This window comes from Georgenia sp. EYE_87 (assembly GCF_023148685.1).
Lineage (GTDB): Bacteria > Actinomycetota > Actinomycetes > Actinomycetales > Actinomycetaceae > Georgenia.
Window position 1 is genome coordinate 107,010 of sequence record NZ_JAHXNL010000005.1, and the last position, 23,123, is coordinate 130,132.

Here is a 23,123-nt window from a genome sequence, read left to right on the forward strand (position 1 = left end):
GTGAATTCGGACGTTTATCGCCCCTTAGGGCTGTCGCGTGGCGACCCGCCGGGCCTACCGTCGAGACGACCGGGCCGCCGACGGCGCCCGGCTTCCTGCCCGAATCACGAATATCTGGGGGACAGATGATTCGCCGAACAATCGCCACCGCAGCGGTCGCCGCTGCGATCGTCGCGGCTCCGACCGCCGCCTTCGCAGAGCCCGGCAACGACCCGAAGGGTCCCTGGCACGACCGCCACTCCTCGCCGCGCTTCGGGGGCTACCCCGGTCCGGGCCAGGACATCAACGTGCCGCCGCGGGTGACCCCGGGCGTGCCGTTCCAGATCACGATCTCCGGACCGGAGGCCGGCTCGGTCGTCACCCTGCAGGTCATCCTCGTCACCGCCGACGGCAGCAGCGTCGTCGTCGACGGCATCGAGGTCGCGGGCGCCCAGGCGTTCGCGCCGCAGGTGCAGGGCGACGTCGCCACCTTCGACGTCACCCTCAACGAGGCCGGTACCTACAAGCTCGCCGCGCTCGACGCCGACGGCCGGACGGTGCAGGAGGCGGTAGTGACCACCGCCGACGCCGCCACGGCGGAGACCGCGTCCACTGACGCCGCATCGACCGCTGCCGCCGGAAACATGACCACCCCGGCCGGCATCGACCCGGTGGTTCTCGGGGCCGGTGGCCTGCTCGTGGCGGGCGCGGGTGCGTTCTTCGTCGCGCGCCGGCGCCTTTCGCTCGACTCCTGACCCACAGACGGCGCAGGCCCCCGCGAACGCTCGCGGGGGCCTGCGTGCCGTGCCCCTGAGAAAGGTCGCCATGCCGCCGGAGAGTCCTGCACCCCGTCGCCAGAGCCCTCGCCGTCGCCGACGCCCGGTCGTGTGGACCGCCGTCGCCCTCCTCGCGCTGACGGTGGTCACTGGCGTCGCCCTCGCGCTCGACGCCCGGACCGCCTACGCGCGGCTGACCGCCGTGGCCGAGGGGACGAGGGTGCTGCAGGAGCGGGTCGTGGCCGGGGACGTCGACGGCGCCGGGGAGACGGCCACGCGGATGCGGGCCGACGCCGCCGCGGCGCGCGAGGCGCTGCACGGCCCGCACTGGTGGCTGGCCGGCCGGGTGCCCGGCCTCGGCCCCAACGTCGAGGCGGTGCAGACCGTGTCGGTCGTCGCCGACGAGCTCGCGTCCGGCCCGCTCGAGGATCTGCTCGGGGTGGTCGCCGTCGTCGACCCGGCCAGCCTCGCGCCGGTGGAGGGGCGTGTGGACGTCGCCCCGCTGGCGGGGGCCGCCCCGCGGCTGGAGTCCGCGGCGCAGGCCCTCGCCGCGGCCGACTCGCGCGTGAAGGGCATCGACGCCGCCGCGCTCGCCGAGCCGCTGCGTGAGCCGCTCGCCCGCCTCGCCCGGGAGGTGGACACCATGCGGGCGCTGAGCGACACCGCCGCCCGCGCCGCCCGGCTGGTGCCGGCGATGATGGGTTCGGACGGCCCACGGGACTACCTCCTGCTCGTGCAGAACAACGCCGAACCGCGCGCCACCGGCGGCATCCCGGGCGCCGTGGTGCACCTACGTGCCGCGGGCGGCGCCGTCGAGCTGGTCGGCCAGCGCCCGGCCAGCGACTTCGGCCCCTACGAGGAGCCCGTGCTGCCGCTCACGGATCCCGAGCTCGGCCTGTACAGCCCGCTGCTCGGCCAGTACATGCAGGACGTCACTTTTACCCCCGACTTTCCGCGCATCGCCGAACTCGCGCGCGAGATGTGGCGGGTGGAGACCGGGACGGAGGTCGACGGCGTGCTCTCGGTCGATCCCGTCGCCCTCCAGCGGCTGCTCGCGGTCACCGGACCGGTCACCTTGCCGGGGGGCGAGCAGCTCACCGCCGACAACACCGCGAAGGTGCTCCTCAGCGACGTCTACGCCCGCTTCCCTGAGCCCGCCGACCAGGACGCCTTCTTCGAGACCGCGGCCGCGACGATCTTCGAGCAGGTGGTCGGCGGCGACGTGGACCCGAAGGCGACCATCGAGGCCCTCGACGCCGCCGCGGACAAGGGCCGACTGCTGGTCTGGTCCGCGCACGAGGACGAGCAGCGCCTGCTCGCCGGCACAAAGCTGGGCGGCGAGCTGCGCGGGAACACCGGCACCTCCCCCGTGCTCGGCGTCTATCTCAACGACCGCAACGGCGCGAAGATCGGGTACTACCAGCGCGTCGCGGCCGAGGTGGTCACCACGGACTGCGGACCCGACGGCGCCCGCCAGCTCACCCTCGAGGTCGCCGTCGGCTCGGACGTCCCCGACGACGTCGCGAGCCTCCCGGACTACGTGACCGGCGGCGGCAACTACGTGCCGGAGGGCGCGATGGAGACGACGGTGACCGTGTACGCCCCCACCGGCGGCGCCATCACGGACGCCCGGTCGTCGGCGGACGACGCGAGCTACCTGCCCCAGGTCCACGAGGACCTTGCCGTCGGGGCGCACACGGTGCGGGTGGGCCCGGGCGAGTCGGTGACCCTCGGCTACGACATCACGCTGGCTTCGGGCCTGCCCGGCGAGCTCCTGACCCGGATGACCCCGGGCCCGGCCGAGGACGCTTTCACGATCACCTCCACGGGCTGCGGCACCTAACACCGGGAAGCATTCGCCCTCGAACCGGACGCCTCAGGAGGGTGACGTCACTCACCCTGCTGGCCGGCGCACGATCATCCGCGATGTCCCCGCGACAGGGGTCGCCGCCCACCCGGGTCCCGCGGTTCCCTGACGGTGCGGGCCCTGCCCTCCGGGCCCGCACCAGCGCGGACCGGGAGGTGCCATGGAGCACCACGCAGCACGGCGGCCGCTACCGACAATCCTCGGCGTCGTCGTCGCCACCACCGCCATACTCCTCGGCCTCGCCGGGCCCGTCGCCGCGTTCCGCGGCGGCTCGGTGGACGATCCCGCGGCGCGCAACCCGGTCACCCGCGGTCCGACGGGCAGGACGTACCTGCTCAACAACGGCTGGGACGCCGCCCACGACCGCACCGTCGTCGTCGGCAACCACTACGACCGCGTCTACACCGGCGACTTCGACGGCGACGGCCGCGACACCGTGGTGGTCCGCCGCGGCGCCACGTACCTGCTGGGGCGCTGCAACCAGGCCTACGGCCGGGTCAACGACGAGACCTTCGTCGGCGACTTCGACGGCGACGGCACCGACACCCTGGCCGTGCGGCGCGGCAGGACCATCGCCATCAGCAACACACCGTGCGCCACCAGAGCGGACCGCAGAATCACCTACGGACGCCCCGGCGACGTCGTCCTGGTCGGCGACTGGGACGGCGACGGCAAGGACACCTTCGCCGTGCGCCGCGGCAACGTCTTCTACGTCAAGAACCGCCTCACGGGCCCACCCGAGCTCACCCTCACCTACGGGCGGGCGAGCGACACCATCCTGGTGGGCGACTGGGACGGCGACGGCAAGGACACCTTCGCTATCCCTCGTGGCGCCACCTACTACGTTCGGAACATCCTGAAGACGGGCCCACCGCACTTCACTGCCACGTACGGCCGGCCGGGCGACGCCCCGATCGTCGGCGACTGGGACGGCGACGGAAAGGACTCGCTGGGGATCCGCCGCCGCGACGCCATCACGGCGCCCAGGAACGGCACAGAGCGCATCGCCGCCGCCTATGGCATGTCGGTGCGCTACTCGCCACGGCCCGAGAGGTGCTCCCCCACCGCCGCCGGTTGCTACGGCCTCGACCGCTCGTACATCTGGATCTCCCCCACCCGCATGGCGGGCTGGTCGACGGCGAGGAAGGAGCACACCGCCTGGCACGAGGTGGGTCACTCGCTGCAGTACAAAGCCTGCGGGCGGATGGACCTGCCGCGCCTGGAGCCGCTCGCGAACGCCCTCGCCGACGCGCTCCAGGGGACCACGAAGCCGTGGGTCACCGTCACCCCGGCGGACCAGCGGAATGCCCGGACCATCCTCGCGGGCCGCTGCCCGTTCTGATCGCCGCTGCTCCGTGAGCTCGAGCCCGTCGGACGGCTGGAGAGGTCAGGCCCTGTCCGTGAAGGAAGGCCCCCACGTGACGGACTGCGCGGCGAGGCGCTGGTCCTGCTGCCACCGGCCGACGGTGTAGGCGCCGGCCGCGAGCAGCACCGCTCCCCCGACGATGGCCGCCGCACCCGAGCCGACGGAAGCGGGGCTCCCGACGACGAGGCGAGCCTCCGTCGGCCCGGTGGTCAGCCCGGTAGTCACCACGGACGCCTCGGCGCCCGCGACGCTCCCCGCCTCGCCGCCCTGGACCACGACGGCGGACGAGGGGACGGAGAGGGCGACAGTAGCGAGGGCGCACAGCAGCAGTGCGGCCGAGGTGGCGAACGCCCGACGGCCGAAGGCGCGGACTGCCGCAACCGCGATGATCATCCGGACGTCAAACTCCTCAGGGGCACGCACAGGCCAGTTCGCCTGCAAGTCAGGGGGTGGGCGCCGCAGCCGCTAGGCGGCGTCCGGCACATCCCCGATCCTACGGACGAAAATCGTCGGGCAGGACGAGATCTGAGTCGCAACTTCTGGGAACCGGCGGCCGGAAGTGTGCGGCGCCTCGCGATCGGGGCCGAAAGAGGACGATCTCGTCCGGTTAGCATGACTGGAGGCCAGATCGCTAGAGGGGGAACGTCGTGCAGCGCATTCGAGGCGTGGCGAGGGACTACGCGTGGGGCTCGCTCGACGCCATCCCGTCGTTGCTGCAGACCGAACCGCCCGGCGGCCCGGTGGCCGAGATGTGGTTCGGCACCCACCCCGACGCCCCGGCCAACCTGGCGGACGCCGACGGCGACGGCGACCTCCGCACCCACGTGGCCGCCGACCCCGTCGGAGCCCTCGGCGAGGACGTCGCCGCACGGTTCGGCGCTCAGCTGCCCTACCTGCTCAAGCTCATCGCCCCGGCCCAGCCGCTGTCCCTCCAGGTGCACCCGACCCGCGAGCGGGCCCTAGAGCGCTTCGTCGCCGAGAACGCGGCGGGGATCCCGTTCGACGCCCCGCACCGCAACTACCGCGACGCCAACCACAAGCCCGAGCTGGTCTACGCGCTCACCACATTCCAGGCCATGTGCGGGTTCCGTGCACCGCGCCGTGCCGCCGAGCTGTTGGCCGGCCTCGACGCTCCGCTCGCCCAGCACCTTTACACCATGCTGCGGGCCGACCCGACGGCGGACGGTGTCCGGGCCGCTTTCACGCATCTGCTCGACGCCGCCACCAGCCCATCCCCCGATCAGGTCCACGCCGTCGCCAACGCCTGCGCCCGCCGGCTCGAAGACTGGTCACCGTCCCCGCGCGCGGACGAGACCGTGGTCCACCTGGCCGAGTCCTACCCCGGCGACCCGGGCGTCGTCGTCTCCCTGCTGCTCAACCCCGTCACGCTCCAGCCCGGCGACGCCCTGTTCGTCCCGGCCGGCGGCGTGCACGCGTACCTCTCGGGACTCGGCGTGGAGGTCATGGCAGCCTCGGACAACGTCCTGCGCGCGGGTCTGACGCCCAAGCACATCGACGTCGCGGAGATGCTCGAGTGCGTCGACTACGTGGCCGCGCCGCCGATCCGCATCGCTCCTGAGACCTTCCACGGCGCGACGCACATGTTCTACGCACCGGTCGAGGACTTCGAGCTCGCGGTCACCACGCTCGACGGCACGGACGGTCGAGGCCGCCCCTTGCCCGGGCGTGGGCCGCGCATCCTCCTGTGCCTCGACGGCAACATCGAGCTCGAGTCGGAGTACGACTCCACGGTCCTAGCCTGTGGCGACGCCGTCTTCGTCCGTGCAGACGAGGGCCGTCTCCGCGGCCACGGTGTCGGCACCCTCGTCCAGGCGGACGTGCCATAAGCACGCCCTAATTCGCTGGGGGCGGGAACCCTTGCGTGAGATCAGTACGCCCCGTCCGGGCGCAGTACTGCCCGGACAGTCTTCAGGATCAAGATGATGTCGCCGCTGATGGACCAGTTCTCGACGTAGCGGAGGTCGAGCCGCACGCTCTCCTCCCACGACAGGTCGGATCGCCCGCTAACCTGCCACAGACCCGTGATGCCCGGTTTCGTCAGGAGTCGGCGGTAGACGTGGGACTCGTACTCCTTTACCTCGCGGGCGAGAGGTGGGCGCGGCCCGACAACGCTCATGCTGCCGGTGAGGACGTCCCAGAACTGGGGTAGTTCATCGAGGGAGAACTTCCGCAGGATACGTCCGACCCGCGTCACGCGCGGATCATGCTTGAGCTTGAACAGCACGCCAGAGCCCTCGTTCTTGGCCTGGAGCTCGGCAAGGCGGGCTTCGGCGTCGACCGCCATGGACCTGAACTTGTGCATGGTGAACGTCGTGCCATTGAGACCGACGCGTTCCTGGCGGAAAATCACCGGCCCCCGGTCATCCAGTTTGATGGCGAGCGCGATCGCTGCCAGGGCCGGGCTCAGGACCGTCAACACGGCTGCCGAGAACAGAATGTCCATTGTTCGCTTGGCCACGTGGTTGAAGCCGGTGTACTGCGGGAGGTCCACGTGAACCATGGGAAGCCCGTCCACCGGAACCATGTGCATGCGTGGGCCGGCGACGTCGGTCAGTCGGGAGAGCAGGATGAGCTCGACGTTGGTGTTCTCGAGCTCCCAGGCGAGGACCCGGATCGCACGCCGCGGCAGGCTTCCGGCGATCATGACGGCTCCCAGCCGAGCGTCCCGCACGAGGGTGGGCAGATCCTGTCGATCGACTCTCGGCAGCAGCGAGAGAAGCGGATCTGCTCTGTCATCCTCAACGTCAGGGCCCACCAGCGAGACCGCAAGGGCCCGGTACCCCGCCTCGGGGTGCCGGCGGATGTCCTTCAGCGTCGCCTCGACCTCCTCACAGTCACCGACGACGACGGTGCCGGTGAGCGCGCGCCCATCACGCCGCACACGGCTGAGGAAGAGACGCCAGGCGAGCCGACCGATGAGGAGGAGGACGAGGCCCACAGGCAGGGCCACGACGAAGTAGAACCGCGAGAGGGAGATCTCGAACAGGTACGACAGCACGGCGACCACGCCGAACGCGGCGACAGTCCCGTTCAGCACGGCGCGGTACTCCTCGAGTCCGGCTCCGATGACTCGCTTGCTTCTCGAGTCAGTCGCCGTGAGCGCAAAGACCCAGATGAGCTCGATGACAAGGCCGACGATGCCATAGCCGAACTGCCACGGCCCGACGGCAAGCGCGCCCGACTCGCCACCGAACCGGCTGTACTGCGCCGTAAGCAAGGCGACGACGATCATCACCAAGTCGGTGACGAAGAGGGCGTAACGGTACTTCTCGTACCACGGAGCGATCGCTCGGCGCGAGGTGAGGGGGTCGTCCTGCCAGATACGCGACCGGGCATCGAGCACTCGCTCCATCGTCGCCACAGCGTCTCCCCCGAACCCTCGACAAGTCCAACTAATGATCGATGGTAGTTGGACGAGACGACATCAGACAGAAACCGTCCGCCTACGGTCCAGGACGCATCACGAGTTGCAGACGTGGTCGAACCGCCGCTTCTCCCAACCTTCGCTAGCGCCCGACCATCAGGCGATCTATCAGAAGCACGGCGTCGCGCTCAGCGACGGTCCGTTCAAGCGAGGAATCATTCTGGCCGGCGGGTCCGGCACCCGGTTGCACCCGATCACCCAGGGCGTGAGTCCCGGTGTACGACAAGCCGATGGTCTACTACCCGCTGACCACGCTGATGCTCGCGGGGATCCGCGACGTGCTGGTGATCACCACCCCGCACGACGCCGAGTCCTTCCGCCGGCTCCTGGGCGACGGCTCCCAGTTCGGCATCTCGATCTCCTACACCGTCCAGGAGGTCCCCAACGGGCTGGCGCAGGCCTTCGTCCTGGGCGAGGAGTTCGTCGGCGACGACTCCGCCGCCCTGGTGCTGGGTGACAACATCTTCTCCGGACCCGGCATGGGCAAGACCCTCGCCCGCTTCGAGGACATTGACGGTGGCGCCGTCTTCGCCTACCACGTGTCCGACCCGAGCGCGTACGGCGTCATCGAGTTCGACAAGGAGTTCCGCGCGATCTCGCTCGAGGAGAAGCCCGCCGAGCCCAAGAGCTCCTACGCGGTACCGGGGCTGTACTTCTACGACAACGACGTCGTCGAGATCGCCAAGAACCTCGAGCCCTCGGCGCGCGGGGAGTTCGAGATCACCGACGTCAACAAGGCCTACCTGGAGCAGGGCCGCCTCAAGGTTGAGGTCCTCCCCCGCGGCACGGCGTGGCTCGACACGGGCACGTTCGACTCCCTCGCCGACGCCAGCGCGTTCGTGCGCACCGTCGAGGCCCGGCAGGGCCTGAAGATCGGCTGCCCCGAGGAGGTCGCCTGGCGCAAGGGCTGGCTCTCCGACGACGAGCTCGTGCAGCGGGCCGAGCCGCTGCGCAAGTCCGGCTACGGCGCGCACCTCTTGAACCTGCTCCACCACAAGCATTAACGACACTCGCAACGTAATCGACGTAGGCCGACCCCGACTGCGTTGCCGGAAGCAACTATCGGCCTCGACGACACACTCTTGCTGCGACAACTTGCCAACGGTCGCTGTAGTGACACAGGACATGGGTCCATCAGACTGGAACGGAAAACCAGCAACTCAGCCCTAGCCGAGGTCCTCCCGCGGTCTGGTGTTGCCATCAGCCTACGACTGGTCACGCGTGGGCGGTCGGCGACCTGGGGTGTTGAAGCAATACCAAGCCGCCTGAATCGGCGGGACCTACATTCTCCGGCAGACGAGAGAAGACACACCGGCACCGCCGGACTCTGGGGCGACACCCAGGTTCGCGATGCAACGGGTGTGCATTTTGAATGCTGGTCGCGTGGCAGCTCTCCCCGATTGACTAGCGTTATGCGTGCTCAGTACTACCGCTTGCCAGCGTCAGCACATTCAAGCGCTACCCACGCCAGGCCCCACTAGCCCGGCGCTCCGCGAAAAGCTGACGTAGATCTCTTATCCGGAGATTCTGACGAAATCGCGACAGAACCTTGGCACCGAAGCAGCGCTGACGCTGGAAACATACCGAGCAAGGTCCGAACTCGATCTCGCGAGAAACTCCTACCTATGAACACTGCTAAACCGGATATGCCCAGTCCCACCGAATGCCCTCATCACCTCTGCGCCTCGCACACCTGTATACCCAACCCTAGTATGAGCAGTCAGACGTACGAGCGAGGCAAGGTAGGGCAATAGTGCGTAGCCTGCGTGAGCCAGCTGCCCCGCTCGCACGAACCGTATCCACCACCTCCCTATACAGGCGGAACCGACCACACGGCTCCGACTCCCCGATGGACACGCCGCCCTGTTCATGTGCGGTTACGTTCAGGGTTACGCTGGTAGGCAACGCGCCCGAGGTTCCACCCGTCAAGCGCATCATCCGTAGGTCTCTAGAAGGAAGAGTATGAGACTGCCCACGCGAGCAAAACAATCGACGCTCAGTGATGTCGTCAAGGATGTAGTTGACAACGGAAATTGCTCTGGGTGCGCGGGGTGTACTCTTGCGTCAGACCGGATACGGATGGTGCTCGCTGACGACGGCTTCCTACGGCCTCAAGTGACAATTCCTCGCGAAGCGGAACTAGAAACTTCTGAAGCCAGTTTATTCAAGCAAATCTGCCCGGGCATAGAACTTCACTCACCCACCCCGGCCGGAGACAGTCATCCTATTTTTGGGCGACATGTCTCAGTATGGGCAGCCTCGGCGACCGATGCGATGATCAGACACAAAGGGAGTAGCGCCGGTGTACTAACAGCACTTTCTACGTGGTTGATCGAAACAGATAGAAGCACCGAGGTCATCGGGAGCCGCGCGTCTCGATCGGAGCCAACTCGAACAGTCCCAGTGACAATCACTACCCGAGACGCGGCACTGGCTTCCGCCGGATCCCGATACGCACCGGTCGGTAATGTCGCTCTCTATAACCCCAACGACCCGTACCGCAGCTTAGTAGGGAAGCCCTGTGAGGTCTCGGCCGCTGATCGAGCAGATAACGCTTTCGGCGTTCCTGAGGCAAACCGTCCGATCAAACTCTCATTCTTCTGCGCTGGCACGCCGAGCCAAAACGCAACAGAATCACTGATCTCCAATCTCGGTTTAGGTCAGGCGAACGTAACCGATCTGAAGTATCGGGGCAACGGTTGGCCCGGTGAATTTATTGTTGAGTCATCCAACCCGCCGTTGCGCGCGTCACTTTCTTATAACGAATCTTGGGGCCAGCACCTCGGGCGCGACCTCCAGTGGCGATGCAAACTTTGCGTTGACGGCACGGGCGCAGACGCCGATATCTCGGTTGGGGACTTCTGGGACTCCGACGAACAGGGCTACCCGATATTCGCGCAAGGCGAGGGCAATTCAGTGGCTATTGCGAGAACTGCGCGCGGCCACGCAATACTCTTGCAGGCCGCAAACGCCGGCGTCATAGAGGTCAGCCCTGCCCAGCTCAGCGATGTAGCACAAATCCAGCCCCTACAAGTCACACGGATACTCACACTTCGCGCAAGGCTACTGGGTCGACGAATTGCAGGTTTCTCGGTCCCCAAGTACCGGGGCTACCACCTCTGGCGTGGAGCGCTCAAAAAGCCAGTCACGGGAATTCGAACTATGGTCGGGACTTGGCGACGCTCAAGGCGCTCGGTTCATACCGCTACCAGCAGCCTGACCCATCAATCTTCCCCACAATGAGCATTGAAAACACATGTTCGTGCTGTGCGCTACGGCGGATCACAAATGATGAAACGGTGAAACCTCTACGCCTGCGGCGACGTCGCGCGACTCCGCCACGCAAACCAAACCGTGACCGTGGGAACTACGAAGTGCTCCGTCCAAACGACGTCCACAAGAGGGCAACCTGATGCATTTGAACAGACTCAGTAGAGTACCGCGGTCTGCTGCGACTGCAGGGAAGTTGCTGCGATCCGCCTATGTCCGCCAAAACAGGCCGGTCGTAACTGTTTACGGAAACTGCCAAGCCTCCGCACTCAGGACGTTACTACAACGGTCCCCGTCGTTCAGCAACAAATTCACGATCGCCTGGATTCCTGGCGCACACCAGATCACCGCGCACCAACTTCCTACTATCCGCAAGATACTTCGGAAGACGAGCATATTTATAACGCAAGAGATAAAGAACGACTACCGCGGTCTGCCCCTGGGAACGTCGCAATTCGTCTCGGCGTTAGCATCTGGAGCACAGGTTGTTACCTACCCTGTGATGTACTACCGCGGACTGCACCCCTACCTCGTTTACGTGCACGCCAACGGTGCACTAGGAACACCTGCTCCCCGGACGGAGGGATACCACGACCTACGTTTCATCGCGGCAGCCGCTCGACGGATGCGCCCAGCCGAAGCAAGTCGGTGGCTCGAGGATTACACGGGAAACGCTGAATGGATTCGAGCCGTGGCATCAGAATCGCTAAACGAACTAAAACGACGCGAAGAGCGCCTAGATATAAAGGTGAGCCATGCCATTGCGCCCCTTAGAGATACCGCCTTCTGGACAGTGAACCACCCGTCAAATGATCTCATGGACGTCGCCGTGCAAGGAATCATGGACGCTCTTTCGCTCGATTCCGACGTACTAGCCCCCCTGGACTACGAGCTTCTATCCTCGACGGTTGTTCCAGTCCATAATCACATCCGACACGCCCTCGGTTACACTACGACATCGACGGAATCCTTATGGACTATTGCAAACACGTTGACGTTGGAAAAGCGCCTCCTAGAAAGCCACCTGGAATATTACACCGCGCGGGGAGAAATTCTGGAACATGCGCTCCGCGAACATGGGGAAGTACTCCACAGGGCGGGCCTTCTATAACCGGTTCCTTCTTTGATCGGTATCGGTTTCATGTCCACGCATCTAGGCGCAAGATCAGCGAGATAATGCACCGGACGCGAGGCTTCTGTCGGCTGTTACTGTCGGCGCCGAAGCAGTAGCTCCAACGAGAAAGAGTGCCAACGTGGGCAAACCCGTCCACGCGTGGATAGCGACATATAGTCCGGCCGACATTGCCACTATTGCCGCTCCGGAGACGGGACTACGGAAACCGCGACCGAGGACGAGCCACAGCATGGTAGCAAGGTAGGCAGCTACACCAGCGGCACCAAAGTCGAACGCGAGGAGCACGATCTCCGAATCCACCGTTAGCGCTAAGTCCTTCGGTCCAAACGGGCTCGAAACGATGATTTGCCCTTCAGGGAGTCCACCCACTCCCCAACCAAACGGCATTTGCTTGAGCGACTGAGCAACCTCCGCATACAACACACCGCGATATTGGACACTTGCTACCGTAGGATCGCTGCTCGTAATAGATGCGCCTTCGAACGGTTCTACTCCAGCAACGAGTGTGACTATGCCGAGCGCGACTCCAATGGAGAGTCCCAAAACGAGCACGTTGGTCATGCGCGCCCCCTGTCGCGCGCGCCGCAAGTGTGACACCAAGTTCACGGCTGCAAGAACGGCTACTAGCACCAGAGCACCACGACTACCAGTGCTCAAAATGCCGGATACTAGCACTACACAAAAAGCCCACCTCAATATGGGTGATCTTACAGTGCGCCATACAAATGGGACGCAGACAACGAAATACACGGAGAGCAAAATTGGATGTTCAGATAACAACACCGCCCGGACCTCCCCGTCTCGCAGAATGGTTGGTGCCATACCTGGAAAGATCACCGCATCGCGACTAGCCTCAACCGTAGCTAGAATCGCAAACAGCAACGACCATCCGAGGTAGGCCCGGGCAAACTTACTCAGAAGGCCAGCTTTGACCATTGCCGCGCCGTAGACAAACGCAAGCGGGAACAGAACAACGTACCTGAAAGACGCCTCACCTATATCTGGCGAGAATGGGCGCCCTAAAACGAAGACGACCGTTCCAAGCGCCCCGTACACGCAACTAGCCGCGAACGCGGCCGTTCGGACGTTGTTCGTCCTACCAACTTGTATGGCGAACTTTCCAATGGATACCGTTAGAAGCAGAGCTATGAAGTAGCGTACTGGTAGCGCATCTTTAAGCGCGCCTGCACAGTAGACCACCGCGATTAGCACGTGGAGTGTGAGCGCATGTGAGTGTCGGTAGCTCAAGAAGAGCACCGTCACAGCCACGCCGGCAACCGCTCCGGTGAGGGCCGCTAACACACGGCGACCTTAAGTCGGTGGCAGCTCGACACCCGATCAGGCGATATGAGGCGGTTCCGCGCCGCGATCATGCCAAGAACCCCGCTAACATGCCAACCAGAACGGCCGAGGCTTTCGACAGCTTCGATTCCTTTTCCCGTAGGCTCGCCGCCAAGAGGCGAAGGGAAATTCTGACGCCATCAACGAAGGCAATGCGAAAGCGACTATGGCGCTCACCGCAAACTACCAGCCTGTTTCGAGACATGTAGTAGTAATACAACTTGCTCTTGCCCGAACCGCCTCCCTGGCTTCCACCGACGTCGTGCCAAGCCGTAGCCGCGGGAACGACCGCAAGTTTTAATCCTCGATCCTTCGCTCGCAGACTAAGGTCTGCGTCCTCCCAGTACATGAAGAGATCTTCGCGAAATCCACCGAGATCCTCCCAAGTTTCGACTTTGAGCATGGGCGCCGCACCAGTGATGAAGGATACTGGAACGGGCCCGAAGTTCCGGGGCAGATCCGCAAGTGGTTGGCTGAGTCCCTTCCTGACGTTCATATACCCGCCGGCGTACCATACGCGAGGAGCATCCTTGTTCCCAGTGAAAATAACGGGGGATACAATGTCCCAACCGCTATTCAGCGCTGCCTGGAGCTCCATCGCGCTTTCCTCGCTGACGCGGAGATCTGGGTTGACGATCCAAATGTAGTCCTCGCTCTTCAAGTCACCCGCTAGGGCGAACCCTCGATTGATTCCTGCACCGAATCCAACGTTTGCCGGGAGACGGTACACACGTACCATCGAACCGGATCGCTGAATAGCTTCGAGTTGCTGGTCGGTGTCGTTTGAATGATTGTCAACCACAACAACATCCTGGACCCCTGCCGCGAAGAGCGAGTCAACGCAGGTCAAAACATCCTTCGACGTGTTGAAGTTGACGATGATGGCCGTGACTGCCATACCTAGTTCGTCCGTTCACTCAACTGGCGCATGTAACCCTCGCATTCTGCGGGTGATCTGAGCCAGGGCTCATCATGCAGCAGTCGTGACCGGAGATCCGCAGTGAGCCGCTCGCCAATAGTTCGCGCCGGGTTTCCCGCTACAATACAAAAATCACCGACGTCTTTCGTAACGACGGAGCCTGCGCCGATGACGGCACCAATCCCAATCCGCGCAACTTGCGGCAGAATCACCGTATTCGCACCAACCCACGAGTCATGGCCGATCCATATCGCACTGCGGTGTATCGCCGTGATCGCTTCTCGACCATATGCAGAAGCGTTGTACCAGTACGGATGAAGGCTCGGAAATTTCAGCGGATGAGACGCTCCGAACCGCCGCACCCCCGGACCAATAGATACATAGTTTCCGATTTCAGTATGCGGATCGCAATTTCCCGGCGAAAGGAGCGAACCGTAACTGTACGGTCCGACAATTACACCATAGTGTTCTTTGAGTATTCTTCGAAGAGTTACGGATGTCATCTGGCCACCCTCTGCGTCCACGACCATGCCGAGCGCGTACTGCCACCACCGCCGTCCTGGCCGATAATTGGTCACGAGGTGCTGGCCGAGAACGGAAAGCTTCATCCTCGGGCCAAAGCGGTTATGTGGTGCCATGACGCTGTCCCTCCACGATTATCCGTAGTCCCGCTACTTCCGAAATGAGGCAGCGATACTCCTGGGTTCAAACCGAAAGACCGCCGAACCCAACCGAAAAGCCGAGTACCCGATTCCGGTCAAAAATAGAAGCACCCCGAGGACGCATATACCCACCTGAGGCGAAACAACGTAGGCCATACTTAAACCGCTGACGATAGAGATGGCAACGGTGAGACCCACAAGGCCCCCAGACCGGGCGCGCCTGGACAAGTCTTGCGCCAAGGCAGAGTAGGCACCAAGCCCTAGAACCATAGAGCACGCTGGTACGATGTAGCTCCGTGACGGCTCGAAGCCTTTCCCGAAAATGGGCGGGATGAGCCAATACGCGGCGGCTCCGCCCAGCAAGCACAGGAGAAGTCCCACCAGTATCCCAGCATGCAAAATGTTCTTGAGCCGTGTATCCGGATTTAGCCGCGGGCTGGCAGAAAAAGACAGCTGAACGAGCGTGTTGAAAGTAGCGTACGCAACCTGTGGGATAAGACCTGCCACCGAGTATAAGCCGAGCGCGCGAGCGTCGTTAAGAAGCGACACCAGCGCGGTGTCAGATCTGCCGACGAGAGTATCAATGAGTTGGGCTCGCCACGCCCGCGCACTCCGCCGGACCAGTTTCGTCCCAGACCAGACCCCGCTTGTAACAATTTCCTGCCGTCTTCGCCTAAGCATGCCGCGTTCTTCGCTACGGCTCGTTCTAAGCACGAATCCTTTGAGGAGCAAGATCTGCACAACCAAGCCACCGGTGTTCGCCGCTATCGCCGCTCGAAGATCAAGCTGTCCGAGCGCAAACAGCACGGTATAAAGAAGCGCCGTCGCACTTGCAAACGACATATTCGCTAACCCGACGGAACTAGTCCGACCGAGCGAGACCAGCACATTTCCGTCCGCACTCCGCGTCGCAGCGGTCGCGGCGACTAAATAGTAAACGGCTACGAACCACCTATCTGTCGAAGACAGTTTGAGCCACTCGGCAACCCCGACCGCTAGCAGAAGCGCCACAGGGGCGAAAGCCATACTAATTCGCTGAGCGGCATGTTGCCAAAAGATTCGTGTGGTCGGGTCCTTCCCCACTTCATCTCTGATCACCCAGCCAATCCCAAAACTGCCTACCACAACGATGACCGAAGAGACCAACGTAATCACAGTGATCTGCCCGCGCCCTTCGACGCCGAGCGCGTGCGCTGTAAGAGGCGCGGTAACGAGTCCTGACACCATCGGTGCCACGTTGCCTAGGTATAACAGGAGAGACCTCAACGTGCCCCCAATGGAGAAGAAGGCAGTGAGCTCTCAGCCCGACCTGCGAAAGCAAAACGGGCGATTCTGATCAAGGATCCCCTCGCGATACTCAACGACTAGGCCCCATAATGCTGTCTTCGATGGCACGGAAGAAGAGTTCAACTTTTCGTCTGCCCAGCGCGCGCGCCTCAAGGGCATCAGTTACGAGCGCTGAATTCTCGAGATAGGATCTTAGATCCGTTGGGTCCGCCTTGGAGCCAGATCGCAAATCAATCACAGCCCCATACCCCAGATCGGAAAACAAGGGCGCAAACTTGTCAGAGTATGCAAGTGCTACGGTCGGAACTCCAACACTTATTGCATTCAAACACGCGTGCATACGGCTCCCGACAACCAATCTGGATCGCGCGATCTCCGTCCGCATCGAGCTGAGTGACGTCGGGGCGATGACGTCCACCGTGGGAAACTCCGACCGTACGGCTACGGCTGCAGCCATATCATCGTCACGCGACCCTGGTGACGCTACATGCACCAGAAGAGTGACACGGATACCGTCGGCTATTGCGCCACCGACTAGTGTGCGAACGTATTCCCGATATGAGTCCGAGTCGACGTGCGGGTTCACGGACCAGAGCAGGCCACTCACATTAAGAAGTACGTCTCGCATGCCTTGATCGCCGGCCAACCTCGGCGGCGCTATCGCAAAAACCAAGTCGGAGCCGAGTTGAACGTTTCGGATTCCTAACGACTCTGCCCTTCGCCTGCTTGCGTGGTCTCTAGCCCATACCGTCACGGCACCGTCCGTTGCTCGCTTGGCAAGCGCCCTGCTCAGGTGGCCGCGCCATGGACCGAGGGTTTGGGGTGCCAAAATGTACGGCGTTCCAGACCTCCGGGCAGCGATCTTGGACATAGTCATCTTGCCAAACCGCTTCCAACCATAGATGGAAGCGAAACTATCTCCTTCCCCCACGTCAATAATCAGGTCGTACGAACGGAGTTCCTTCCTCGTCGCACTGACGGGCGATACCGCCGCATAAGTCAATCGCTTAAGAGAAAGCGATCCAGAGCTCAACGGGGTCGCATGGCTCGCGAACGTCACTTCGAAGCCGTCCGGTACACCGGCAGCAACGCCTTCTGCTAGCGCCCTTACGCCGAAGTTCGGCGACTCTGGTTCCGCCCACATCACAAGTAACTTCATTGATTTCCTCACGTGCCTTACCGGAGCGGGCTTGTGCCGATGGAAGATGTAACCCTATGCCAGCACACTTGCCAGCTTCTTGGTGACTGCGCTGAGCCGATACGGCTCGAGTACGGGATCCAAAGGGCTGAATGGCTCGATCCCGTCCAGCGAGTGGAAATCGGGCCGGGTCACATCGCATGCAAGGAGTTTGCCTCGCAATTCGGGTGAGAACCCATCGAAAGCGAAGTCGGTCCCTATCACCGGCACTCCCTTGGCCAACGACTCCAATACTTTCACCTTCATACCCCCACCGAGGCGTATCGGAGCAAGCGTAACGGAAACCTCACGATAAAAGTCCGCCACAGACGGCACTTCACCAAGAAGCGTGATGCCTGGCGGCGGTTCACCCAACACATGCGAGTGTCGGCCGGCAACTAGGACGGACCAACCCTCTGACCGCAGGCGGGGCAACCAACTATCGACGAGCACTCGGTACGCGTCAACATTAGGCCAGTATTCAAAGTTTCCGATAAAGCCTGCCACTTTCGCGCCGCCTCCATGACGACGATTGACGGCCTGGAACTCATCGTCAGGCAGCGTGGACGGAATCCAGAGGTTGTCGATTCCTCGGGAGCGGAGCAGCTTATGATCCGACCAGCCTGTCGTAGTGACTATGTGGGCCCGACTTGCGTATCGTTGTTCGTGCTGTGCTAGGTAGGCAGCTTGGAGTCTTGCAGATAAGCGGGCCGCGCCACGTCTGACGTGTCCTTCTCGTCGCGCGACGTCGCTCCAGACATCCATGAAGTCGAGCCATAGTCTTGCAGACGAAAGCCCGGAATATGGGGCCTGCGAGAGCGCACTGATAAGCACAATGTCGGTTTTGCTATTGTGGATAAGTCCCTTGAGGTGCGCGTCCCTTGCGCCCAACATGGTGGGCATCGGCAAAAAGTGCCGTTTTACGCGCCCTACCTGGCGGCGCACATCAGCGAGCGCACCGTCCCCTGTCCCCGTGGAAGGACTGACATCGCCCAGAGCAGCCCGCGGGTACGCGAGGGACACTTCGAAGCCGATTCGCCTTAGCGCATCAATGTGCGCACGGGTACGAAGGGTCCCGCCGTGACGCGACTTGTATGGGTCGGTAATGCTAACCACCATGGCGCTACTCGCCACGAGCGCCCCCTTTCAGAGGCCTACTTACGGTCTCGCACACGTTCGCTATTTGCTGTTGGTATCGAGTCTTTGAAAAGTTATCGCGGACGTATTCGTATCCCGCAAGGGTCAACTTGCGCCACAGTTCTTCGTCTGAGGCAATCAATCGGATTGCCTCAGCGAGTTCGGACGGATTTTCGGGCCGAACCCGTATACCCGTGTGCATGTGTTCTACAATCTCGCGAAGCCCCTCGACATCGGTGACCACAACTGGACGCATGGCAGCCATTGCCTCAGCTGCAACCGTACCGAACGGCTCCATTCGCGAAGGTACCACCACAATGTCTGCCTCCGCTAGGGACACAGCGACGTCACTCCTGAAGCCAGAAAAGTGGACTCGATCGGAGAGTCCATTCGTCCGAACAAACTCCGCCAACTCGTCGCGGAACCATTCGTAGCCGGGGAATACGTCACCGACCAAATCAAGTTTCACGTCTACGCCTTGGCGCACAAGGTGCAGCACTGCCTCGAGCAGAACGTCCTGTCCCTTTCGCGGACTCAAACGACCGACCGCCAACAGAGAGACCTCGCCCACTATCGCACGCGGGGAGTACTTATAATATGGCTCCCAATCTTTCCCGTTGTAAATGACTACACTACGCTGACTGAGTCGGGAATGATTTCGTACGACAAATGAACGTGTTGCTTCGCTGTTGCAGACGATTGCCGATGCTAGCCTCAAAGGAGCAGTAAGCCCCTTTTGTAAGGGTCTAGAAATGCTTGCTTCGACTTCTCTTACGTGCACAACAGACTGTATCCGAAACAGCCACGCCCCGATGAGCCACAGCGGTTGAATTATGGTATTGACATATACCAGCTCGGGTCGAGATCGTCCGAGGATTCGCAGGATGCTAGCGAGCCCGTAAATGCTCGCCACCATCAATTTCATGAGTCTCAGCGGATGCGCGTCACGCTTACGCAGGACCGGCACTGGCCGATCCAAGACGGCGGCTCCAGCAGAATGGAACTCACGTCCCAGGGGTCCATGATCCGGAACGATAACCGTCACTTCATTACCCGCAGCAACGAGAGCAGCGACAGTCTCGACTGCCATGCGGTCACTTCCGTACAATTCTGTGCCAGGATGAGCGAATACTATTCGGGACATCAATGCTCCAGTTGAGACGCGATTTGGCGGGCTGCTCGCAGCGCCTTCCACGACTGCTCAGCAGACGAGGAACTGTGCTCTGGAGCAGATATCCAAGCCTTCGCTGCGGTAAGAGGGTTCACGATGAGATCGCTCTACCCATCCTTCACTCGTTGAACGTCGACCGACAAGCGCCATTCTCCAGGCGACTCACGCAAGGTTCACCACCTGCACTATCGCCCGTGACGACACGCACCCAGGCCTCCACATGCATAGACCCGAGAGGGTCTGAGCGCGCGGGCCACTTCCCACGGAGTAGTACGACTATATCGGAACAGCCGAAGCACCTCGATCATTGTCCGACTTCTCACATTCGCCGTGGCATGGTCGAGGTGATCGCTTCACAGCTCATGACGCCCGCCAGGAACGCCGCGGGCGGGCTGGTTCGATCCCTGCCGCCGTCCCTATGCGACCGTGAAGGTCTTCTCGTTCCTATAAGCACATCAGTCGGGACGTCCGTGCCCGCCCACACAACGGTAGATGTCCTCCATCGCCCCAAACCTCCTCGGGAGAGACTCTGTCAATGTCACCCTAGGAAAATTTGTGCGCACAGCATATCGTCGCCGTTTTGAACACATCCGACGCCTAGTTTCTGCAGAGATGCGTCCACCATATTGTTCCTGTGGCCGGGAGACTCAATCCAAGCAGCAACGACCTCGCGAGGCGAAGCGCTGCTGTTGGCTAGATTCTCAGCGGATAAGTTAACGTCACAACTGTCAAGGACGGGTTTCATTGGGGCGTGGCTGAGTTCGGCAGCCCCGATGAGGGCAGCAGCCCGAGTGAGGGCGGCAGCTTCAGCACAGGTGGACTCTGTGAACGGGGGCAGACCCTCAGCTTCGCGGAAGTCGTTCGTCTGCACGAAGAGTTCGTGAGCATAATCGGTAGGCGGGTAAGGTGATGGAATGCTAGAAGGATGCGGCTGACGGACATCGCCGCACGCAACTAAGAACAACAAGCACGAACAGATCAGACCCATGTACCGTCGACGACTCATGATGATTCTCTGCAACAACGAGAGGGCCCCCGCATATGCGCGGGGGCCCCTCGCTGATGTGTAGTCGCTGGCCTAGACCTGCGCCTGGCGACGCGCGAAGACAAGCACGCCAGCGCCTGCTGCCAGTAGTGCCGCCGCGCCAACTACAAGCGGGGTGCTGGTGGCACCGGTGTCGGGAAGGGTGGTCCCGCCCGCTGCGTCATCGCTGCCTGTGCCGGCCCCGGTCGCCGGGTCGCCGACCGTCACGGTCGACTCTTCGACCACCTCGCCGTTTTCGTCGACGGCGGTGATGGTGTAGACGGCTTCCTCGTTCAGCGTGACGCTGAAGGTAGCGGCTCCGTTTACGGTCGCCTTCTCCATCGTCTGCGAACCGGCGATCTCGATGGCCGAGTTCGGCACGTTCGCCGAGGCGATGGTGAGGCCGAAGAGCGCGTTCTCGTTCGGACCCTCCAGGTTGATGTCGAAGGGCACGCCCTGCGCAACGGACGCGGGCACGTCAGCCTCGTACGGGTCGTCTTCGTAGGCAAGGGCGGCGGTGGGCGCGAGGATGATGGCCGCGGTGGCCGCGGTTGTGCTGAGTGCGCGTCGAAGCATGGTGTGTTCCCCCAGTGGAGTGCGACAAGAGCTGGCTGTCGTCCGAAACCGTACCAATCAAGTTCCACAAGGGGAAGTTGAAGTCCAGAACTGACCACTGACGGGCCCCGGCGTCATGCGCACCTGTGGGGCGCCGGGCTGGTCGGACGCCGTCTCGATGTCGTACTCGAACGTGACCGAGTGCCGCGGCGAAAGCTCCAACTTGTGCGTTCCCATCGAGAGTCCGTTGTGCACACGCGGCGTGTAACTCGTAGCGTCGCTGGTGGACCTGGCATCGATGATGCGTCCACCCGTGGGAGCATAGACGAGCACGTCGGACCGGATGTTGCCCACGGGCACCGCGTGTCCCCCACCGCTCAGGTATGCGGGAAGCTCGGCGTAGTTCTCCGGCACCGATGAAGTAACCGTGACGACGAGTGTGAATTGCTGGGACCCGTCCGAGCGACACTGGTGGGCAGTGATCTTCGCCTTCATCCGCTCGTAGTAGCCGATCTTGGCCGCGCTGCGGTCATTCAGGTACACACCGACCACGGGCGCGTCGGTAGTGCTTCCTCGGAGCTCTCCACTAAGCGTCGTCCCCGCGAGCAATGCCTGTTCAGGCTCGTGCGCCGACCACACCATGAGACGTCCCTCGTCGGCGACTTGGTCGAGCAAGCCAACGGTGGCAGCAGGATCCGCACCGCCGCCCATCACCGAACCGAAGATAGAGCCCGCTGCAATCGAGAAGAACTCGTCCTGAACGGACGGGTCCTCGATATCGAGATATACGTGGTTCAGCAGTACCTGGGCGGCGTTCTCTGACGTCAGTTGCTGACCGGTGGGAAGCATGACCGGACCGGTTGCCTGCAGCAGCGTCTGCAGCGCGACGGGGTCGATGGAGAGAACACCATCTACTTCACTGCCAACTTCCCGGCGCCACATCTCGTGCGCAATCTCGGCACTGCGGGGAAAGTCTGGTGTGAAGGTCACGTCCTGCATGTACCGTCCGAGTTGAGTGCCGAACATGGCGCGCTCGACGTTGGTGATCTCAACCACAGGTTCTACGAACGGACCGAACGACGACGCCGGCCGCTGCTCGACTAGATCGATGACGCCCCGGTCTGCGCGCAGCAGCACTACTGCTCCAGGAATGCCGCCAGTAGCGCGCGGTTCCGCGTTGTTCTGCACCAGCAGCAGGTAGTCGCGCGGTTCATCGGCGCCCATCATGGGCGGGATTAGTCGGACCGCGCGGGAGGCGGTGGCGGTGAGCGAGGCGATGGCATCAACCTGACCGGTGAGTTCGGCCATCGGCCCGCGCAGTTGCTCCGCGAGCGCATTGGGATCGACGCTCTCTAGAGTTGACCGTGCCGTCTGGAGCGTCTCGTCCGCCCTGACCACCTGCGGGGCAACGTCTACGATTGGGGCAAGATCGATGCGGCCTTCCACGGGCGCCATCCGCGACGGATCGACAATCTGAACGGCCTCGATGAGATCGCTCAGTGCGCCGGTGGAAAGGTCGTCCACTACTGCGCTCACCGTCTGCACAGCATGGACGTTCACGCCGAGCCCGGGCACCTTGCCCAAGAGCGTCCAATGCGGACCGTAAGTCGCCTGCCGCGCCTTTGCCGTGTGCTCCGGTAATTCCTTCGCGGTCGCCGCAGCGCTCTCTCGGTCACCGGCTTCCACCTGCGCCTGCAGTGTGCGTACCTGGTCTGCAACAGTTCGCAGCTCGGCGTATGCAGTACGCACGTCGAGCGCCAGAGCAGCCCCGACAATGACGACGACCACCATCAGGCCGCTCAGGACGCCACCCAAGGCGCCCAGGACTGAGTTCAGCCTGCGACGTCCTGGCCTCGAAGCGTGGCGCGATCTTCGCGGGCCAGTCACGCGTCCCTCACAGTGCCGCTGTACCCGGCCCGGCGGCCCGTGCGAGGTCCCTTCGGGGCGTGCTGGATCGAGAGAGGTTCCAGGGCGCATAGCCCCCGATACTAGGTGAGGTCCGCATGAGCACA

General features: G+C 62.9%; 17 protein-coding genes and 1 pseudogene. 7 read left to right on the top strand and 11 right to left on the bottom strand.

Annotated elements, in window-relative coordinates; translation table 11 throughout:
• The first annotated feature begins 125 nt into the window (after positions 1 to 125).
• The 3 genes from KZX45_RS09645 (at position 126) to KZX45_RS09655 (ending at position 3,964) form a co-directional block, all read left to right on the top strand.
• Positions 126 to 734: a hypothetical protein gene (locus KZX45_RS09645; protein ID WP_248257524.1), complete on the top strand. Its 609-nt coding sequence runs from the start codon at positions 126 to 128 to the stop codon at positions 732 to 734.
• 130 nt (positions 735 to 864) lie between these two features.
• The gene (locus tag KZX45_RS09650) at positions 865 to 2,598 is read left to right on the top strand and encodes a DUF4012 domain-containing protein (RefSeq protein ID WP_248257525.1); all 1,734 of its coding nucleotides are present in this window, start codon (positions 865 to 867) and stop codon (positions 2,596 to 2,598) included.
• 184 nt (positions 2,599 to 2,782) lie between these two features.
• Positions 2,783 to 3,964, top strand: a complete 1,182-nt coding sequence (locus KZX45_RS09655) for a VCBS repeat-containing protein (protein WP_248257526.1) — start codon at positions 2,783 to 2,785, stop codon at positions 3,962 to 3,964.
• Between the two features lie 45 nt (positions 3,965 to 4,009).
• On the opposite strand, the gene KZX45_RS09660 is transcribed toward KZX45_RS09655, so the two are convergent.
• Entirely contained in the window at positions 4,010 to 4,381 is a 372-nt protein-coding gene (locus tag KZX45_RS09660) for a hypothetical protein (RefSeq protein ID WP_248257527.1), read from the bottom strand.
• Positions 4,382 to 4,635: 254 nt separating this feature from the next.
• Here KZX45_RS09660 and manA point away from each other — a divergent pair, with 254 nt between their 5' ends.
• Entirely contained in the window at positions 4,636 to 5,835 is a 1,200-nt protein-coding gene (manA, locus tag KZX45_RS09665) for a mannose-6-phosphate isomerase, class I (RefSeq protein WP_248257528.1), read from the top strand.
• 41 nt (positions 5,836 to 5,876) lie between these two features.
• Here manA and KZX45_RS09670 read toward each other — a convergent pair whose 3' ends face one another.
• Positions 5,877 to 7,361: a sugar transferase gene (locus tag KZX45_RS09670; RefSeq protein WP_248257632.1), complete on the bottom strand. Its 1,485-nt coding sequence runs from the start codon at positions 7,359 to 7,361 to the stop codon at positions 5,877 to 5,879.
• A 175-nt stretch (positions 7,362 to 7,536) separates the two neighbouring features.
• On the opposite strand from KZX45_RS09670, the pseudogene rfbA reads away from it, so the two are divergent.
• The 3 genes and pseudogenes from rfbA (at position 7,537) to KZX45_RS20465 (ending at position 11,814) form a co-directional block, all read left to right on the top strand.
• A pseudogene (gene rfbA, locus KZX45_RS09675) lies at positions 7,537 to 8,437 on the top strand (glucose-1-phosphate thymidylyltransferase RfbA).
• Positions 8,438 to 9,512: 1,075 nt separating this feature from the next.
• Complete coding sequence (locus tag KZX45_RS09680) at positions 9,513 to 10,676, top strand: Coenzyme F420 hydrogenase/dehydrogenase, beta subunit C-terminal domain (RefSeq protein ID WP_282453505.1); 1,164 nt, start codon at positions 9,513 to 9,515, stop codon at positions 10,674 to 10,676.
• Between the two features lie 169 nt (positions 10,677 to 10,845).
• Positions 10,846 to 11,814: a WcbI family polysaccharide biosynthesis putative acetyltransferase gene (locus KZX45_RS20465; RefSeq protein ID WP_374112580.1), complete on the top strand. Its 969-nt coding sequence runs from the start codon at positions 10,846 to 10,848 to the stop codon at positions 11,812 to 11,814.
• A 54-nt stretch (positions 11,815 to 11,868) separates the two neighbouring features.
• On the opposite strand, the gene KZX45_RS09685 is transcribed toward KZX45_RS20465, so the two are convergent.
• From KZX45_RS09685 to KZX45_RS09710, 9 genes are all read right to left on the bottom strand, one after another.
• The gene (locus KZX45_RS09685) at positions 11,869 to 12,774 is read right to left on the bottom strand and encodes an O-antigen ligase family protein (RefSeq protein ID WP_308221723.1); all 906 of its coding nucleotides are present in this window, start codon (positions 12,772 to 12,774) and stop codon (positions 11,869 to 11,871) included.
• A 433-nt stretch (positions 12,775 to 13,207) separates the two neighbouring features.
• Entirely contained in the window at positions 13,208 to 14,077 is an 870-nt protein-coding gene (locus tag KZX45_RS09690) for a glycosyltransferase family 2 protein (protein WP_248257529.1), read from the bottom strand.
• A gap of 2 nt (positions 14,078 to 14,079) precedes the next feature.
• Entirely contained in the window at positions 14,080 to 14,736 is a 657-nt protein-coding gene (locus KZX45_RS09695) for a CatB-related O-acetyltransferase (protein WP_248257530.1), read from the bottom strand.
• Between the two features lie 1,381 nt (positions 14,737 to 16,117).
• Positions 16,118 to 17,206, bottom strand: a complete 1,089-nt coding sequence (locus KZX45_RS20470) for a polysaccharide pyruvyl transferase family protein (protein WP_374112581.1) — start codon at positions 17,204 to 17,206, stop codon at positions 16,118 to 16,120.
• Between the two features lie 54 nt (positions 17,207 to 17,260).
• Positions 17,261 to 18,127, bottom strand: coding sequence for a glycosyltransferase family 4 protein (locus tag KZX45_RS09700; protein WP_248257531.1), 867 nt, complete (start codon positions 18,125 to 18,127; stop codon positions 17,261 to 17,263).
• Between the two features lie 220 nt (positions 18,128 to 18,347).
• Positions 18,348 to 19,505, bottom strand: a complete 1,158-nt coding sequence (locus tag KZX45_RS20475) for a glycosyltransferase family 4 protein (RefSeq protein WP_374112582.1) — start codon at positions 19,503 to 19,505, stop codon at positions 18,348 to 18,350.
• Positions 19,506 to 20,070: 565 nt separating this feature from the next.
• Positions 20,071 to 20,538 (bottom strand): CAP domain-containing protein, encoded by a 468-nt coding sequence (locus KZX45_RS20480; protein ID WP_374112583.1) that lies wholly within the window; start codon positions 20,536 to 20,538, stop codon positions 20,071 to 20,073.
• A 72-nt stretch (positions 20,539 to 20,610) separates the two neighbouring features.
• Positions 20,611 to 21,132: an LPXTG cell wall anchor domain-containing protein gene (locus KZX45_RS09705; protein ID WP_248257532.1), complete on the bottom strand. Its 522-nt coding sequence runs from the start codon at positions 21,130 to 21,132 to the stop codon at positions 20,611 to 20,613.
• Positions 21,133 to 21,189: 57 nt separating this feature from the next.
• Positions 21,190 to 22,902 carry a DUF4012 domain-containing protein gene (locus KZX45_RS09710; RefSeq protein WP_248257533.1) on the bottom strand — a complete coding sequence of 571 codons (1,713 nt, stop codon included), beginning with the start codon at positions 22,900 to 22,902 and terminating at the stop codon, positions 21,190 to 21,192.
• Positions 22,903 to 23,123: the final 221 nt, after the last annotated feature.

What these genes read in the sequence shown, in the direction of transcription:
- KZX45_RS09645 (WP_248257524.1), top strand. Translation starts at nt 126, where the DNA reads ATGATTCGCCGAACAATCGCCACCGCAGCGGTCGCCGCTGCGATCGTC.
- KZX45_RS09655 (WP_248257526.1), top strand. Translation starts at nt 2,783, where the DNA reads ATGGAGCACCACGCAGCACGGCGGCCGCTACCGACAATCCTCGGCGTC.
- KZX45_RS09660 (WP_248257527.1), bottom strand. Translation starts at nt 4,381, where the DNA reads ATGATCATCGCGGTTGCGGCAGTCCGCGCCTTCGGCCGTCGGGCGTTC.
- KZX45_RS09670 (WP_248257632.1), bottom strand. Translation starts at nt 7,361, where the DNA reads ATGGAGCGAGTGCTCGATGCCCGGTCGCGTATCTGGCAGGACGACCCC.
- KZX45_RS09680 (WP_282453505.1), top strand. Translation starts at nt 9,513, where the DNA reads ATGGTGCTCGCTGACGACGGCTTCCTACGGCCTCAAGTGACAATTCCT.
- KZX45_RS20465 (WP_374112580.1), top strand. Translation starts at nt 10,846, where the DNA reads ATGCATTTGAACAGACTCAGTAGAGTACCGCGGTCTGCTGCGACTGCA.
- KZX45_RS09685 (WP_308221723.1), bottom strand. Translation starts at nt 12,774, where the DNA reads ATGGTCAAAGCTGGCCTTCTGAGTAAGTTTGCCCGGGCCTACCTCGGA.
- KZX45_RS09690 (WP_248257529.1), bottom strand. Translation starts at nt 14,077, where the DNA reads ATGGCAGTCACGGCCATCATCGTCAACTTCAACACGTCGAAGGATGTT.
- KZX45_RS09695 (WP_248257530.1), bottom strand. Translation starts at nt 14,736, where the DNA reads ATGGCACCACATAACCGCTTTGGCCCGAGGATGAAGCTTTCCGTTCTC.
- KZX45_RS20470 (WP_374112581.1), bottom strand. Translation starts at nt 17,206, where the DNA reads ATGAAGTTACTTGTGATGTGGGCGGAACCAGAGTCGCCGAACTTCGGC.
- KZX45_RS09700 (WP_248257531.1), bottom strand. Translation starts at nt 18,127, where the DNA reads ATGCCCACCATGTTGGGCGCAAGGGACGCGCACCTCAAGGGACTTATC.
- KZX45_RS20475 (WP_374112582.1), bottom strand. Translation starts at nt 19,505, where the DNA reads ATGTCCCGAATAGTATTCGCTCATCCTGGCACAGAATTGTACGGAAGT.
- KZX45_RS20480 (WP_374112583.1), bottom strand. Translation starts at nt 20,538, where the DNA reads ATGAGTCGTCGACGGTACATGGGTCTGATCTGTTCGTGCTTGTTGTTC.
- KZX45_RS09705 (WP_248257532.1), bottom strand. Translation starts at nt 21,132, where the DNA reads ATGCTTCGACGCGCACTCAGCACAACCGCGGCCACCGCGGCCATCATC.
- KZX45_RS09710 (WP_248257533.1), bottom strand. Translation starts at nt 22,902, where the DNA reads ATGGTGGTCGTCGTCATTGTCGGGGCTGCTCTGGCGCTCGACGTGCGT.